20 protein-coding genes are annotated in these 13,862 nt (G+C 42.3%); 19 read left to right on the forward strand and 1 reads right to left on the reverse strand.

Features of this window, described 5'->3' with window-relative positions; genetic code table 11:
- Positions 1–10: 10 nt before the first annotated feature.
- From rplX to ONT19_RS14140, 18 genes are all read left to right on the forward strand, one after another.
- Positions 11–328 carry a 50S ribosomal protein L24 gene (gene rplX / locus ONT19_RS14055; RefSeq protein WP_234564235.1) on the forward strand — a complete coding sequence of 106 codons (318 nt, stop codon included), beginning with the start codon at positions 11–13 and terminating at the stop codon, positions 326–328.
- Positions 328–882 carry a 50S ribosomal protein L5 gene (gene rplE, locus ONT19_RS14060; protein ID WP_022122149.1) on the forward strand — a complete coding sequence of 185 codons (555 nt, stop codon included), beginning with the start codon at positions 328–330 and terminating at the stop codon, positions 880–882. The genes rplX and rplE overlap by 1 nt, the downstream gene beginning before the upstream one ends.
- A 5-nt stretch (positions 883–887) precedes the next feature.
- Positions 888–1,190 (forward strand): 30S ribosomal protein S14, encoded by a 303-nt coding sequence (gene rpsN, locus ONT19_RS14065; protein ID WP_006848823.1) that lies wholly within the window; start codon positions 888–890, stop codon positions 1,188–1,190.
- Positions 1,191–1,264: 74 nt separating this feature from the next.
- On the forward strand, positions 1,265–1,660 hold the full coding sequence (rpsH, locus tag ONT19_RS14070) for a 30S ribosomal protein S8 (protein ID WP_006848822.1): 396 nt from the start codon (positions 1,265–1,267) through the stop codon (positions 1,658–1,660).
- Between the two features lie 14 nt (positions 1,661–1,674).
- On the forward strand, positions 1,675–2,247 hold the full coding sequence (rplF, locus tag ONT19_RS14075; protein WP_153093123.1) for a 50S ribosomal protein L6: 573 nt from the start codon (positions 1,675–1,677) through the stop codon (positions 2,245–2,247).
- An 18-nt stretch (positions 2,248–2,265) separates the two neighbouring features.
- Positions 2,266–2,610 carry a 50S ribosomal protein L18 gene (gene rplR / locus ONT19_RS14080; RefSeq protein ID WP_022122151.1) on the forward strand — a complete coding sequence of 115 codons (345 nt, stop codon included), beginning with the start codon at positions 2,266–2,268 and terminating at the stop codon, positions 2,608–2,610.
- Positions 2,611–2,616: 6 nt separating this feature from the next.
- Complete coding sequence (gene rpsE, locus ONT19_RS14085) at positions 2,617–3,129, forward strand: 30S ribosomal protein S5 (RefSeq protein ID WP_006848819.1); 513 nt, start codon at positions 2,617–2,619, stop codon at positions 3,127–3,129.
- A gap of 16 nt (positions 3,130–3,145) precedes the next feature.
- Entirely contained in the window at positions 3,146–3,322 is a 177-nt protein-coding gene (rpmD, locus tag ONT19_RS14090; RefSeq protein ID WP_006848818.1) for a 50S ribosomal protein L30, read from the forward strand.
- Positions 3,323–3,348: 26 nt separating this feature from the next.
- Entirely contained in the window at positions 3,349–3,795 is a 447-nt protein-coding gene (gene rplO, locus ONT19_RS14095) for a 50S ribosomal protein L15 (RefSeq protein ID WP_006848817.1), read from the forward strand.
- A gap of 4 nt (positions 3,796–3,799) precedes the next feature.
- A complete protein-coding gene (gene secY, locus ONT19_RS14100; protein ID WP_006848816.1) occupies positions 3,800–5,137 on the forward strand; it encodes a preprotein translocase subunit SecY in 1,338 nt (445 codons plus the stop codon).
- Positions 5,138–5,426: 289 nt separating this feature from the next.
- The gene (gene infA / locus ONT19_RS14105; RefSeq protein ID WP_006848815.1) at positions 5,427–5,645 is read left to right on the forward strand and encodes a translation initiation factor IF-1; all 219 of its coding nucleotides are present in this window, start codon (positions 5,427–5,429) and stop codon (positions 5,643–5,645) included.
- Positions 5,646–5,662: 17 nt separating this feature from the next.
- A complete protein-coding gene (gene rpmJ / locus ONT19_RS14110) occupies positions 5,663–5,779 on the forward strand; it encodes a 50S ribosomal protein L36 (protein ID WP_006848814.1) in 117 nt (38 codons plus the stop codon).
- Positions 5,780–5,878: 99 nt separating this feature from the next.
- A complete protein-coding gene (gene rpsM, locus ONT19_RS14115; protein WP_006848813.1) occupies positions 5,879–6,259 on the forward strand; it encodes a 30S ribosomal protein S13 in 381 nt (126 codons plus the stop codon).
- 21 nt (positions 6,260–6,280) lie between these two features.
- Entirely contained in the window at positions 6,281–6,670 is a 390-nt protein-coding gene (rpsK, locus tag ONT19_RS14120; RefSeq protein ID WP_022122153.1) for a 30S ribosomal protein S11, read from the forward strand.
- 57 nt (positions 6,671–6,727) lie between these two features.
- Positions 6,728–7,333: a 30S ribosomal protein S4 gene (gene rpsD, locus ONT19_RS14125; protein WP_006848811.1), complete on the forward strand. Its 606-nt coding sequence runs from the start codon at positions 6,728–6,730 to the stop codon at positions 7,331–7,333.
- Between the two features lie 12 nt (positions 7,334–7,345).
- Positions 7,346–8,341, forward strand: a complete 996-nt coding sequence (locus ONT19_RS14130) for a DNA-directed RNA polymerase subunit alpha (protein ID WP_022122154.1) — start codon at positions 7,346–7,348, stop codon at positions 8,339–8,341.
- 31 nt (positions 8,342–8,372) lie between these two features.
- The gene (gene rplQ / locus ONT19_RS14135; protein ID WP_264953120.1) at positions 8,373–8,867 is read left to right on the forward strand and encodes a 50S ribosomal protein L17; all 495 of its coding nucleotides are present in this window, start codon (positions 8,373–8,375) and stop codon (positions 8,865–8,867) included.
- A 176-nt stretch (positions 8,868–9,043) separates the two neighbouring features.
- Positions 9,044–9,868 (forward strand): glycine zipper family protein, encoded by an 825-nt coding sequence (locus tag ONT19_RS14140; protein ID WP_264953121.1) that lies wholly within the window; start codon positions 9,044–9,046, stop codon positions 9,866–9,868.
- A gap of 143 nt (positions 9,869–10,011) precedes the next feature.
- On the opposite strand, the gene ONT19_RS14145 is transcribed toward ONT19_RS14140, so the two are convergent.
- Positions 10,012–10,563 carry a septal ring lytic transglycosylase RlpA family protein gene (locus ONT19_RS14145; protein WP_264913993.1) on the reverse strand — a complete coding sequence of 184 codons (552 nt, stop codon included), beginning with the start codon at positions 10,561–10,563 and terminating at the stop codon, positions 10,012–10,014.
- A gap of 97 nt (positions 10,564–10,660) precedes the next feature.
- Here ONT19_RS14145 and ONT19_RS14150 point away from each other — a divergent pair, with 97 nt between their 5' ends.
- A complete protein-coding gene (locus tag ONT19_RS14150; RefSeq protein WP_119237485.1) occupies positions 10,661–13,702 on the forward strand; it encodes a PEP/pyruvate-binding domain-containing protein in 3,042 nt (1,013 codons plus the stop codon).
- Positions 13,703–13,862: the final 160 nt, after the last annotated feature.

A 13,862-nucleotide genomic window follows, 5' to 3' on the forward strand; every position in this document is an offset into this window, starting at 1 on the left:
GTAAGAAGTAATGAGTAAGTTACATATTAAGAAAGGCGATACCGTTATCGTTATTGCCGGTGCAGATAAGGGCAAGACTGGTAAGGTGCTTAAGGTCCTCGTTGAGGAGAACCGTGCTATCGTAGAAGGTGTGCACATGGTTTCTAAGAGCACTAAGCCATCTGCTAAGAATCCTCAGGGAGGTATTGTTAAGCAGGAGGCTCCTATTCATATCTCAAATTTGAGTTTGATTGATCCTAAGAGTGGCAAGGCTACTCGTGTTGCTATCAAGCATGAGGGTAAAAACGTTGTTCGCATCGCTAAAAAGTCAGGGGAGGAAATCAAGTAATGGATACAGCACAGTTAAAGAAAGTATATAAGGAGACAATCGCTCCTGCTCTTCAGAAGCAGTTCAACTACTCTTCAGCTATGGAGATTCCAGTATTGAAGAAGATTGTCATCAATCAGGGTCTTGGTGATGCTACTCAGGACAAGAAAATTGTTGATGTAGCAATCAATGAGATTACTGCTATCACCGGTCAGAAGGCTGTTGCTACATATTCTAAAAAGGATATTGCAAACTTCAAGCTTCGTAAGAAGATGCCTATCGGTGTTATGGTAACATTGCGTCGTGAGCGTATGTACGAGTTCTTGGAGAAACTCGTTCGTGTTTCTCTTCCTCGTATTCGCGACTTCAAGGGTATTGAGAGCAAGTTTGATGGTCGTGGTAACTATACATTAGGTATCACAGAGCAGATTATCTTCCCTGAGATTAATATCGATGAGATCGATCGTATTCAGGGTATGAATATTACCTTCGTAACAACAGCTAAGACTGATGAAGAAGGTTTTGCTCTTTTGAAGGCTTTTGGTCTTCCATTCAAGAACGCAAATAAAGATTAAGAGATATGGCAAAAGAATCAATGAAAGCTCGCGAGGTTAAGCGTGCAAAGCTTGTAGCTCGTTACGCTGAAAAGCGCGAAGCACTGAAAAAGATTATTGCAACTTCTAATGATCCAGCCGAAGCATACGAGGCAGCTCGTAAGCTTCAGGCTATCCCTAAGAATGCAAACCCAATCCGTCTTCACAATCGTTGCAAGATTACTGGTCGTCCAAAGGGTTATATCCGTCAGTTCGGTATTTCTCGTATCCAGTTCCGTGAGATGGCTTCTGCTGGTTTGATTCCAGGTGTAAAGAAGGCTAGCTGGTAATCCTTTCAAAGGTAAGAATATTTTTTTATTTAATATTGTCGGGGTAGTCCCGATTAATTAAACATTTATATTTTATGACAGATCCAATAGCAGATTATCTGACAAGACTCAGAAATGCAATCATGGCTCATCACCGTGTTGTAGAAGTTCCTGCGTCTAACTTGAAGAAAGAGATCACTAAGATCCTCTTCGAGAAAGGTTACATCCTCAATTACAAGTTTGTAGAGGATGGTCCTCAGGGCTCAATTAAGGTTGCCTTGAAGTACAACCCAACTACAAAGCAAAACGCTATCAAGTGTTTGAAGCGCGTGTCAACTCCAGGTTTGCGTAAGTATACCGGTTACAAGGACATGCCAAGAGTTATTAACGGATTAGGTATTGCAATCTTATCTACATCCAAAGGTGTAATGACAGACAAAGAAGCTTCTGATCTTAAGATCGGTGGCGAGGTTCTTTGCTATATTTATTAATTGGAGGCTTTTATATGTCTAGAATAGGAAAATTGCCAATTAGTATCCCTGCAGGTGTTACTGTAAATTATGATGAGGTTTCTCATGTTTGTACAGTAAAGGGCCCTAAGGGTGAACTTTCTCAGTGGATTGATCCATCTATCAAGTTTAATAATGCAGATGGTCATATTAGCTTTGAAATCGATGAAAATAGTCCTGTAAATATTAAGCAGAAGCAGGCTTTCCACGGTTTGTATCGCTCTCTCGTTAACAACATGGTTGTTGGTGTAAGCGCTGGTTATACAAAGGTTTTGGAATTGGTAGGTGTTGGTTATCGTGTTTCTAACCAGGGTAATATCATTGAGTTTGCTTTGGGTTACACTCACCCTATTTTCATCCAGTTGCCTAAGGAGATTAAGGTTGAGACTAAGTCTGAAAGAAACCAGAACCCAATCTTGACATTGGAGTCTTGCGACAAGCAGTTGTTGGGACTCGTTTGTGCAAAAATTCGTTCTTTCCGCAAGCCTGAGCCTTATAAAGGTAAGGGTATCCTCTTTAAGGGTGAAGTTATTCGCAGAAAGTCTGGTAAGAGTGCTTCAGCTAAGTAATTTTAATTATTTACGATTATGACAACAAAGAAAGTAGAAAGACGAATTAAGATAAAGTTCCGCATTCGTAAGAGTGTGAACGGTACAGCTGAGCGTCCACGTCTTAGTGTATTCCGCTCTAACAAGCAGATTTACGCTCAGGTTATTAACGATTTGACAGGCACTACACTTGCATCAGCTTCTTCACTCGGTTTGGAGAAGATGCCTAAGCAGGAGCAGGCAACTAAGGTTGGCGAGCTCATTGCTGAGAAGGCTAAGGCTGCTGGCGTTGAGGCAGTAGTTTTCGACCGTAATGGTTACCTTTACCATGGTCGTGTAAAGCAGTTGGCTGAAGGTGCTCGTAATGGTGGTCTTAAATTTTAAACGATTATGGCAATGGATAAAGTAAAAGTAAATAACGAAGAAGTACTTAAGGATCGCTTGGTTGCTATCAACCGTGTAACTAAGGTTACAAAGGGTGGTCGTACTTTCACATTCGCTGCTATCGTCGTTGTAGGTGACGGTAATGGCGTAATCGGCTACGGCCTTGGTAAGGCAGGTGAGGTTACTGCTGCTATCGCAAAGGGTACTGAAGCTGCTAAGAAGAACTTGGTAAAGGTTCCTGTACTCAAGGGTACTGTTCCTCATGAGGTTGAAACTTCATTTGGTGGTGCTAAGGTTCTTATTAAGCCAGCTGCTGCCGGTACTGGTTTGAAGGCCGGTGGTGCTATGCGTGCAGTACTTGAGAGCGTAGGTATCAAGGATGTCATCGCTAAGTCTAAGGGTTCTTCAAATGCCCATAACCTTGTGAAGGCTACTATCGCAGCTCTTGCAGAGATGCGTGATGCTTATACTGTAGCAGGTGAGCGTGGTATCAGTATGGATAAAGTATTTAACGGTTAATTAGGAAAAATCGAATATGGCAACAATTAAAATCAAGCAGATTAAGAGTAAAATCGGTGCTCCAGTAGATCAGAAGCGTACTCTCGCTTGTCTTGGTCTCCACAAGATTTCTCAGGTTGTTGAGGTAGAGGATACTCCTAGCAACCGTGGTATGATCCGTAAGGTTCATCACCTCGTAAGTGTAGTTGATTAATTAATCTTTTTAAATTAGGAACGATTATGAAATTAAATAATTTGAAACCTGCTGCAGGTTCTACCCATTCACGTCGTCGTATTGGTCGTGGTCCAGGTTCTGGTCTCGGTGGTACTTCTACACGTGGTCATAAGGGTGCCAAGGCTCGTTCTGGTTATAAGAGAAAGATTGGTTTCGAAGGTGGTCAGATGCCATTGCAGCGTCGTGTTCCAAAGGCTGGTTTTAAGAATATCAACCATAAGGAGTACTTCGCAGTAAACCTTTCAACTCTTCAGGCTCTTGCTGAAGCAAAGAACCTTACTAAAATCGGTATTGAGGAACTTAAGGCTGCTGGCCTCACAAACGGCAAGGAGCTTGTAAAGGTTCTCGGTAACGGTGAACTTAAAGCAAAATTGGAAGTTGAAGCTAATGCTTTCTCAAAGACTGCCGAAGAAGCAATCAAGGCAGTAGGTGGTAACGCAACTATAATCTAAGTAAATGAAAAAGTTTATTGAGACACTAAAGAACTGTTGGAAGATAGAGGATCTCCGTCAGAGACTCCTCATTACTCTTCTGTTTACGGCTATTTACCGTTTTGGCTCGTTTGTGGTACTTCCAGGTATCAATCCGGGCATGTTGGAAAAACTTCAGTCGCAGACCTCTGGCGGTCTTATGTCGCTATTGGACATGTTCTCTGGTGGTGCATTTTCCAATGCATCTATCTTTGCACTCGGAATTATGCCTTATATCTCAGCTTCAATCGTTATGCAGCTTCTTGCTGTTGCTGTACCTTATTTCCAGAAGATGCAGCGCGAGGGCGAGAGCGGCCGCAAAAAAATACAATGGTATACTAGAGTCCTGACTGTGGCCATTTTGGTCTTTCAGGCTCCTAGTTACCTTTTGAATTTGAAAATGCAGGCTGCCAATGCTCTAGCCACAGGTATTAGTTGGACGGTATTCATGATACCGGCAACAATTATCTTGGCCGCAGGAAGTATGTTTATCCTTTGGTTAGGTGAGCGTATCACTGACAAGGGAGTAGGTAATGGTATCTCTCTTATTATTATGATTGGTATTATCGCCCGTTTGCCACAGGCTTTCGTTCAGGAGGTAACTTCTCGTTTGCAGGCAATTTCAGGTGGTGGTCTTATCATGTTCATTGTAGAGATTCTTATCCTTTATGCTGTAGTCTGTGCATCAATTCTTTTGGTGCAAGGTACACGTAAGATCCCTGTTCAGTATGCTAAACGCTTGGTTGGAAATAAGCAATATGGTGGTGCACGTCAGTACATCCCTTTGAAACTTTTTGCAGCTAACGTAATGCCTATCATCTTTGCACAGGCTTTAATGTTTATTCCATTGGCAATAGTTCGCTATCAGTCTGAAAATGCTAGTAGTGTTGTTCAGCAGTTGATGGATAATCGTAGCTTGCTATATAATGTTGTTTATGTAATCTTGGTTATTGCATTTACTTATTTCTATACAGCTATTACATTGAATCCTACTCAGATGGCTGAGGATATGAAACGTAACAATGGTTTCATTCCTGGCGTAAAACCAGGAAAGGATACAGCTGAGTACATTGATACCGTAATGTCTCGTATTACTTTACCAGGTTCGTTATTTATTGCGTTTATTGCAATCATGCCTGCATTAGCAGGACTTCTCGATGTACAGCAAGCTTTCTCTCAATTCTTTGGAGGTACATCTCTATTGATTTTGGTTGGTGTTGTCATTGACACATTACAACAAATCGAGAGTCATTTGCTTATGCGCCACTATGATGGTCTTTTGAATTCAGGCCATACGCGTCAGGGTGGTGTTGCTGCATATTAATCTTTTTCTTTTGAAATGAGAAATTTCTGAAGACAGAAGATGAAATTATTCAGAGTGCAGTTTTACTTCATCTTCAAGTAAAGCTGACTTGAATTTACTATATTATGTGAGACGACTCTCCATTTGGATAGGTAATTCCTCATCCACTTGGAGAGCCTTTTCCCGCTAATATGTCATCTAATTATGATTTTTATCTGATAGTGATGGCACAAAGTTGCTCGAAAAGATAAAGCACAATTTTATCTTCATTCGTAGAAGTTTAACATTAAGAAGGACAAATATTTATATTATGGCAAAACAAGCCGCTATTGAGCAAGATGGAACAATTGTAGAAGCATTGTCAAATGCGATGTTCCGAGTAGAATTAGAGAATGGAGTTGACATCACAGCTCATATCTCTGGTAAGATGAGAATGCATTACATCAAGATTTTACCTGGTGATAAGGTAAAGGTGGAGATGAGTCCATATGACCTTACCAAAGGTAGAATTGTTTTTAGATACAAATAATAATCATATATAAGGTTATGAAGACAAGAGCATCATTAAAGAAGCGTTCAGCTGACTGTAAGATCGTTCGTCGTAAAGGTCGTCTGTTCGTTATCAACAAGAAGAACCCTAAGATGAAATTACGTCAGGGTTAATGTTAAAGTATTGTAAAAGTGCCGTTATTTCAAAAAATAGTTGTACTTTTGCACCGCTTTAAACGAAAGGTATTAATTTTTTAATTATTTATTTAAACAATGGCAATAAGAATTGTTGGAGTAGATTTGCCCCAGAATAAGCGTGGCGAAATCGCATTGACCTATATCTACGGTATTGGTCGAAGTAGTTCAGCAAAGATATTGGATAAGGCCGGTGTAAACCGTGACCTGAAGGTTAGCGAGTGGTCTGATGACCAGGCAGCTAAGATCCGTGAAATTATCGGCGCTGAGTTCAAAGTTGAAGGTGATCTCCGTTCAGAGATCCAGATGAACATTAAGCGACTGATGGATATTGGTTGCTATCGTGGAGTTAGACATCGTAATGGTCTTCCAGTTCGCGGTCAGAGCACAAAGAATAATGCTCGTACACGTAAGGGTAAGAAGAAGACTGTTGCTAATAAGAAGAAGGCTACTAAGTAATTCTGAAGGAGGAAATTAATTATGGCAAAGCAAAAAGCAACATCTAAGAAGAGAAATGTACGCGTTGACGCTATCGGTCAGCTTCACGTTCATAGCTCATTCAATAACATTATTGTATCTCTTGCTAACAATGAGGGTCAGATCATTTCTTGGTCTTCTGCTGGTAAGATGGGTTTCCGTGGTTCTAAGAAGAATACTCCTTATGCTGCTCAGATGGCTGCAGAGGATTGTGCAAAGGTCGCTTTTGATCTTGGTCTTCGTAAGGTTAAGGCTTATGTTAAGGGTCCAGGTAATGGTCGTGAGTCTGCTATCCGTGCTATTCACGGTGCAGGTATCGAGGTTACTGAAATCGTTGACGTAACTCCATTACCACACAATGGTTGCCGTCCTCCAAAGCGTCGTCGTGTATAACGCTTGAGGTTAGCATTATTAATTAAGATACAAACAATATAGCATTTATATAATATTATGGCTAGATATATAGGTCCGAAATCTAAAATTGCGCGTCGTTTTGGTGAGCCAATCTTCGGCGCTGACAAAGTTTTGTCCAAGAGAAACTTCCCTCCTGGACAGCATGGCAACAACCGTCGTCGTAAGATGTCTGAGTACGGTGTCATGTTGGCAGAGAAGCAGAAAGCTAAGTACACTTATGGTGTATTAGAGCGTCAGTTCCGTAATATGTTTGATAAGGCTGCTAAGGCTGATGGTATTACTGGTGAGGTTCTTCTTCAGAATCTCGAGTGCCGTCTTGATAACGTTGTATTCCGTCTTGGTATCGCTCCAACACGTGCTGCTGCGCGTCAGTTGGTTGGTCACAAGCACATCGTTGTTGATGGTAAGGTAGTTAATATCCCTTCATTTGCAGTTAAGCCTGGTATGGTTGTTGGTGTTCGTGAGAAGTCTAAGTCTCTCGAGGTTATCGAAGCAGCTCTTGCAGGTTTCAATCATAGCAAGTACCCATGGATTGAGTGGGACGATAATTCAAAGAGCGGTAAGTTCTTGCACAAGCCAGAGCGTGCCGACATTCCAGAGAATATTAAGGAGCAGTTAATCGTTGAGTTGTACTCTAAATAAATCATTACATTAATGGCGATATTAGCATTTCAAAAACCTGATAAAGTAGTAATGTTAGAGGCTGATAACCAGTTCGGAAAGTTTGAATTCCGTCCTTTGGAGCCTGGCTTCGGTGTTACCATTGGTAACGCCCTGCGCCGCATTCTCCTTTCATCATTGGAGGGTTATGCTGTTAACACGATCCGCATTGCGGGTGTTGAGCATGAGTTCTCTTCAGTTCCTGGTGTAAAGGAAGATGTTACTAACATTATCTTGAATCTCAAACAAGTTCGATTCAAGCAAGTAGTAGAAGAATTCGAGAATGAGAAAGTTAGTATCACCGTTGAGAATTCTACAGAATTCAAAGCAGGTGATATCGGTAAGTATCTGACTGGATTTGAAGTGTTAAACCCTGATTTGGTGATTTGTCATTTAGATGCCAAAGCTTCGATGCAGATCGATTTGACTATTAATAAGGGACGTGGTTATGTTCCTGCTGATGAGAATCGTCAATTCTGCACTGACGTTAACGTTCTCCCAATCGATTCCATCTACACCCCTATTCGTAATGTAAAGTACGCTGTAGAACCATATCGTGTTGAGCAAAAGACCGACTATGATAAGCTCGTACTTGAAATTACAACAGATGGTTCCATTAGTCCAAAGGATGCACTGAAAGAGGCTGCGAAGATTCTTATTTATCACTTCATGCTCTTCTCTGATGAGAAGATTACTCTTGAGACTCAGGATCAGGAGAGCAATCAGGAGTTTGATGAAGAGGTTCTTCATATGCGCCAGTTGCTTAAGACTCGTCTCGTAGACATGAATCTTAGTGTTCGTGCCCTCAACTGCTTGAAGGCAGCTGATGTCGAGACTCTTGGTGATTTGGTTCAGTTTAATAAGACTGACCTCTTGAAGTTCCGCAACTTTGGTAAGAAATCGCTCTCAGAGCTTGATGATTTGCTCGAGAGTCTGAATCTGTCTTTTGGAACTGATATTTCAAAGTATAAATTAGACAAGGAATCTTAAAGGTTCGTAGTCCAAAAAGCAAAAACAAAAAATGAGACATAATAAGAAATTCAACCATTTAGGTCGTACTGCTTCTCATCGTAATGCGATGTTGGCTAACATGGCTTCATCACTTATCTTGAGCGAGCACAAAAGAATCACTACGACCCTCGCAAAGGCAAAGGCTCTTAAGAAGTATGTTGAGCCATTGATTACTCGTTCTAAGAACGATACAACAACTTCACGTCGTGTAGTTTTCCGTTATCTTCAGAATAAGTATGCTGTTAAGGCTCTCTTCGGTGAGGTAGCTGAGAAGGTAGCTAACCGTCCAGGTGGTTACACTCGCGTAATCAAGTTGGGTACCCGTCAGGGTGATGCAGCTGAGATTGCTTTCATCGAGCTCGTTGACTTTGATGAGAATATGGCTAAGACTCAGAAGGCTGCTGCTAAGAAGACTCGTCGTAGTCGTAAGTCAACAAAGGCTGAAGAGGCTCCTGTAGCTGAGACTGAGGCTCCTGCAACTGAGGAGGCTCCAAAGGCTGAATAATTTTCAATCATCTCAGATAAATTTAGCGTCCTTGTCTTGACAAGGGCGCTTTTTTTGTCCCCTTTTCAAAACTATCTGCTCTTTTAGGGTTTTTCCTAATCATTATTAGGGATTTTTTTGTTTTTATTCTTTTAGTTCTTTGTATCTTTGCAGCAGAAATTTAAAGCTTAATGAAGATGAAAAAGATTATGCTTTTTGTAGCTTGCTCTTCTTTGCTGTTGAGTAGCTGCGATACTTATACGGGAAGTGGTGCTTATGCTGGTGCCACATTTGGTTCTATTCTTGGTTCTGCTATCGGTGGCTTGTCTGGTGGTCCTAGAGGTTCAGATATGGGTACTATTATCGGCATGGCTGGCGGTGCTGCCGTTGGAGCGGCCATTGGTAGTCAGGCTGACCAGAAATCCCAGCAGCAAAGAGAATCTGTTTATCGAGATAGATCACACCGTGATCATCATTCTTATCAGGATGGAGTTTACCAGCAATCTTCACCTGTTTATTCCAATGACGAAATCTTTGATTCAACTCATTCGGGGGATGATAGGATTTATGATTTCAATGATAGGGATTATACCGGAAGTTATAGTGCTCAGCAGCCTGTAGCTACTATTCCTAGTTCTACTCTGGAAGAACTGGGGCAGAATTATGCTTATTCATCTTCTTTGGAAATCATGAATGCTCGTTTTGTTGATTCAAATGAGGACAATACTTTGAATCGGAATGAAACAGCCAAGGTTATTTTTGAAATCCGAAATAACGGAGCTCACACGTTGTATGATGTAGTTCCAACCGTTATTGAGACCACTGGCAATAAACATATTTTCATATCTCCAAGCGTTCATGTAGAAAGTATTGCTCCTGGTCCTGTGATTCGCTATACAGCAATGGTCAAGGCTGATAACCGTTTGAAGAATGGTACAGCTTGTTTCTGTGTTTCTGTGATACAAGGCGGTAAGACGATTTCCAAGGTTAATCAGTTTGATATTCCGACAAAATCCAGATAAGATTCCGGTAAGATCATGAATTTGTATGATAGTATCTTATTTTAGGATTCAGTTATATATAAAAAGGTAAAGGCGAGAATCAATGATGATTCTCGCCTTTACTTTTGCTATATCTGTATTGTGCTTTTTTAGATCTGCCTTGGTTACTCTTTGCTTTTATGGTGCTCTGTTTTATTTATTACCTTTGAAGTAATTTTATTTGTTCCTTTTTTACTGCTGTGATGATTTTCCTTATTCCTGTCAGTAGTTCCCCACTTGTTTGGAAATTCATATTCCGTTTCAGCCACTTCGAAATCAATCTTAGGTAATTTTGTGTCCTCTGGCTTGTAAGGAATCGGGTTTTCCACCATTTCAACTTTTACAGTCGCTACGCCTTGTGCAATCATACCAATTTCTTTTGCAGCCTTCCATGATAGGTCGATGATTCTACCTCTTCCAAACGGCCCTCTGTCGATGACTTTTACGATAGTACTCTTGCCATTGCTAAGGTTTGTAACCTTGAGGTGCGTTCCGAAGGGATAAAACCGATGTGCACATGTTAAACTGTCATGATGTATTCTCTGGCCGCTTGCAGAACGGGCACCTGTTGCTCTCTTAGAGTAATATGATGCCTTGCCGTGCTGGTGCTTTTGTCCGTAGCATGGAACCAGGCTGAATATAGCCAAGATGGCTGTGATGAAAGATTTTGTAACCATATCTTCATATTTTATGGCACAAATATAAAAAAAAATGTTGAAAGATGCAAGTAAATCTCAGAAAATCAGTATCTTTGCACAAACTTTAACTTCATTTATGGAAAATAATATACCTCAGGAGTGGAATAAATTCTACTTGAAAGACGTATCGTTTGTGAATCTGATGATGCGCCGTATCTACAATGTACTGATTGTAGCCAATCCTTACGATGCGTTCATGCTTGAAGATGATGGACGTATCGAAGAGAAGATATATAATGAATATATGGAGCTGGGTCTCCGCTATCCGCCAACCTTTACTCAAGTTTCTACTACCGAAGAGGCTGCTGCCGTGCTGCGTTCTACCGTCATAGATCTGGTGATTTGCATGCCTGGCAATGCTGATAATGATGCCTTCGACGTAGCGCGCGACATCAAGGGTAAGTTTCCCAATATCCATTGTGTTGTTCTTACGCCTTTCTCTCATGGTATTACCAAGCGTATGCAGAATGAAGACTTGAGTATCTTCGATTATGTCTTCTGCTGGCTTGGCAACACCAATCTTATTCTTTCTATCATCAAGCTGATAGAGGATAAGATGAATCTTGAACATGACATACAGGAAGCAGGCGTTCAGATGATTCTCCTGGTAGAAGATTCTATCCGTTTCTATAGTTCTATATTGCCTAATCTCTATAATTATATATTGGAGCAGAGCAAGAACTTTTCTCAGGAGGCTCTGAACCGGCATGCGGCTACCATGCGTATGCGTGGCCGTCCTAAGGTGGTCTTGGCTCGTACTTACGAGGAAGCCCAGAAACTGTATGATAAGTATTCTGATAACACGTTGGGTGTAATCAGCGATGCACGTTTCCCGCTAAAGAGTGCTGCCAAAGCTTTTGGTAATGAGGTGATGCCTGAAGAGAAGCCTAAGCATCGTACGGATACTTTCGGTCGCGAGAAATGTCCTGATGCAGGTTTGCAACTCTTCCGTTATATCAGGAAGAACGATCCTTTCGTTCCGCTTATCATAGAAAGTTCTGAAAGTGAGAACCGTGCGAAGGCAGAGGCAGAAGGTTTCCGCTTTGTTGACAAGAACTCGAAGAAGATGAGCGTAGATCTTCGCCGTCTGATGGAAGAGCACATGGGCTTTGGCGATTTCATATTCCGTGATCCTAAGACCCATGAGGAGATTATGCGCATTCATAGTTTGAAGGAATTGCAGGATAACATCTTCAATATTCCTAACGATTCCATGCTCTATCATATCAGCCGCAACCATATGAGCCGTTGGCTTTGTGCTCGTGCCATCTTCCCTGTATCAGCTTTCCTGAAGCATGTTACCTGGGAGAAATTACAGGATGTAGATGCTCACCGACAGATTATCTTCGATGCCATCGTGCAGTATCGTCACATGAAAAACATCGGTGTAGTGGCTGTTTTCGACCGCATGAAGTTTGACAAGTATGCCCACTTTGCCCGTATCGGAGAAGGCTCCCTGGGCGGAAAGGGTAGAGGTCTTGCATTCCTCGACAACATCATCAAGCGCCATCCTGAGTTCAATCAGTTTGAGAATGCCACCGTGCAGATTCCGAAGACCGTGGTGCTCTGTACCGATATCTTCGACGAGTTCATGATGAGCAACAATCTCTATCCGATAGCTTTGAGTGATGCTAGCGACGATGAGATTCTGAAGCACTTCCTGCATGCCCAGCTGCCCGATTCGCTGATAGCCGACTTCTTCACCTTCTTTGAGGCAACCAGGAGTCCTATCGCAATCCGTTCAAGTTCGCTGCTCGAAGATGCCCACTATCAGCCGTTTGCCGGTATTTATTCTACCTATATGATTCCGTATCTGGAAGATAAGTATCAGATGCTGCAGATGCTGGCCTGTGCCATCAAGGGTGTCTATGCTTCTGTGTTCTATCGCGATTCGAAGGCTTACATGACCGCAACGAGTAATGTCATTGATCAGGAAAAGATGGCTGTTATCTTGCAGCAGGTTGTGGGTAAAGACTATGGTACAAGGTTTTATCCTACCATGAGCGGTGTGCTCCGTTCGCTCAATTATTATCCGATAGGTGATGAAGAGGCTGAAGAGGGTATAGCCAGTCTGGCCTTGGGCTTGGGTAAATATATCGTAGATGGAGGTCAGACCCTTCGTGTTTGTCCTTACCATCCGAATCAGGTGCTCCAGACATCGGAAACTGAGCTGGCTCTGCGCGACACCCAGACCCAGTTCTATGCGCTGGATATGAAGCATGTGGGCAATGATTTCAAGGTAGATGATGGCTTTAATATTCTCAAACTTCGGGTGAAGGATGCCGTAGAAGACCAGAGTCTTACCTATATCGCATCTACTTTCGATCCGTACGATCAGGTCATCAATGATGGAGTCTATGAGAATGGCCGCAAACTGATAACCTTCTCAAGTGTGCTCCAGCATGGAGTGGTGCCTTTGCCAGAGATACTGCAGATGTCGATGAAGTATGGAGCAGGGGCTATGCGCAGACCTGTGGAGATAGAGTTTGCCTGCAATATCAATAATGACAGGACTTGCGAATTCTATCTTCTTCAGATTCGTCCTATCGTCGATGCCAAGGAGATGCTTGATGAAGATGTGAAGGCTATCCCTGATTCCGACTGCCTGTTGCGTTCGCACAATTCGTTGGGTCATGGCATCAGCGAAGATGTGGTTGATGTGGTTTATGTGAAGTATGATGACCACTTCTCTGCGATGAATAATTTTTATGTAGCCGATGATATAGAACGAATCAACCGCAAGTTCCTTGCTGACGGCAAGAACTATGTGCTGATAGGTCCTGGCCGTTGGGGTTCCAGCGACCATTATCTGGGTGTACCTGTAAAGTGGCCGCATATCAGCGCTGCCCGGGTTATCGTAGAGGTGGCTCTGAAGAATTACAATATCGATCCTAGTCAGGGTACTCACTTCTTCCAGAACCTCACCTCTTTTGGCGTGGGATACTTTACGGTAGATACAAATACCGGTGAAGGCGGCTTTGTAAATAAGGAAATCCTGGATGCCATGCCGGCTGTAGAGGAGACGCAATATGTCCGTCATGTGCGCTTTGAGCACCCGATGAGAATTCTGATGGATGGTAAGAAGCAGGAGGGAGCCGTCTTGATTCCGAAGGAATGACGGGAAGAGTTGTCTCAGAATAGACATCAGAAACGTTCTATTTCTAGTTAAAGATGTATTTACAGTAGAATGAAATCTTCGTTCATCGACGCTGAATGTCCGTTCAGCGACGTTGAACCGCCGTTCATCGACGCTGAACCGCCGTTCAACGTCTATGAAC

The sequence above is a fragment of the Segatella copri genome, assembly GCF_026015625.1.
GTDB classification, from domain to species: Bacteria; Bacteroidota; Bacteroidia; order Bacteroidales; family Bacteroidaceae; genus Prevotella; species Prevotella copri_H.

What these genes read in the sequence shown, in the direction of transcription:
- rplX (WP_234564235.1), top strand. Translation starts at nt 11, where the DNA reads ATGAGTAAGTTACATATTAAGAAAGGCGATACCGTTATCGTTATTGCC.
- rplE (WP_022122149.1), top strand. Translation starts at nt 328, where the DNA reads ATGGATACAGCACAGTTAAAGAAAGTATATAAGGAGACAATCGCTCCT.
- rpsN (WP_006848823.1), top strand. Translation starts at nt 888, where the DNA reads ATGGCAAAAGAATCAATGAAAGCTCGCGAGGTTAAGCGTGCAAAGCTT.
- rpsH (WP_006848822.1), top strand. Translation starts at nt 1,265, where the DNA reads ATGACAGATCCAATAGCAGATTATCTGACAAGACTCAGAAATGCAATC.
- rplF (WP_153093123.1), top strand. Translation starts at nt 1,675, where the DNA reads ATGTCTAGAATAGGAAAATTGCCAATTAGTATCCCTGCAGGTGTTACT.
- rplR (WP_022122151.1), top strand. Translation starts at nt 2,266, where the DNA reads ATGACAACAAAGAAAGTAGAAAGACGAATTAAGATAAAGTTCCGCATT.
- rpsE (WP_006848819.1), top strand. Translation starts at nt 2,617, where the DNA reads ATGGCAATGGATAAAGTAAAAGTAAATAACGAAGAAGTACTTAAGGAT.
- rpmD (WP_006848818.1), top strand. Translation starts at nt 3,146, where the DNA reads ATGGCAACAATTAAAATCAAGCAGATTAAGAGTAAAATCGGTGCTCCA.
- rplO (WP_006848817.1), top strand. Translation starts at nt 3,349, where the DNA reads ATGAAATTAAATAATTTGAAACCTGCTGCAGGTTCTACCCATTCACGT.
- secY (WP_006848816.1), top strand. Translation starts at nt 3,800, where the DNA reads ATGAAAAAGTTTATTGAGACACTAAAGAACTGTTGGAAGATAGAGGAT.
- infA (WP_006848815.1), top strand. Translation starts at nt 5,427, where the DNA reads ATGGCAAAACAAGCCGCTATTGAGCAAGATGGAACAATTGTAGAAGCA.
- rpmJ (WP_006848814.1), top strand. Translation starts at nt 5,663, where the DNA reads ATGAAGACAAGAGCATCATTAAAGAAGCGTTCAGCTGACTGTAAGATC.
- rpsM (WP_006848813.1), top strand. Translation starts at nt 5,879, where the DNA reads ATGGCAATAAGAATTGTTGGAGTAGATTTGCCCCAGAATAAGCGTGGC.
- rpsK (WP_022122153.1), top strand. Translation starts at nt 6,281, where the DNA reads ATGGCAAAGCAAAAAGCAACATCTAAGAAGAGAAATGTACGCGTTGAC.
- rpsD (WP_006848811.1), top strand. Translation starts at nt 6,728, where the DNA reads ATGGCTAGATATATAGGTCCGAAATCTAAAATTGCGCGTCGTTTTGGT.
- ONT19_RS14130 (WP_022122154.1), top strand. Translation starts at nt 7,346, where the DNA reads ATGGCGATATTAGCATTTCAAAAACCTGATAAAGTAGTAATGTTAGAG.
- rplQ (WP_264953120.1), top strand. Translation starts at nt 8,373, where the DNA reads ATGAGACATAATAAGAAATTCAACCATTTAGGTCGTACTGCTTCTCAT.
- ONT19_RS14140 (WP_264953121.1), top strand. Translation starts at nt 9,044, where the DNA reads ATGAAAAAGATTATGCTTTTTGTAGCTTGCTCTTCTTTGCTGTTGAGT.
- ONT19_RS14145 (WP_264913993.1), bottom strand. Translation starts at nt 10,563, where the DNA reads ATGGTTACAAAATCTTTCATCACAGCCATCTTGGCTATATTCAGCCTG.
- ONT19_RS14150 (WP_119237485.1), top strand. Translation starts at nt 10,661, where the DNA reads ATGGAAAATAATATACCTCAGGAGTGGAATAAATTCTACTTGAAAGAC.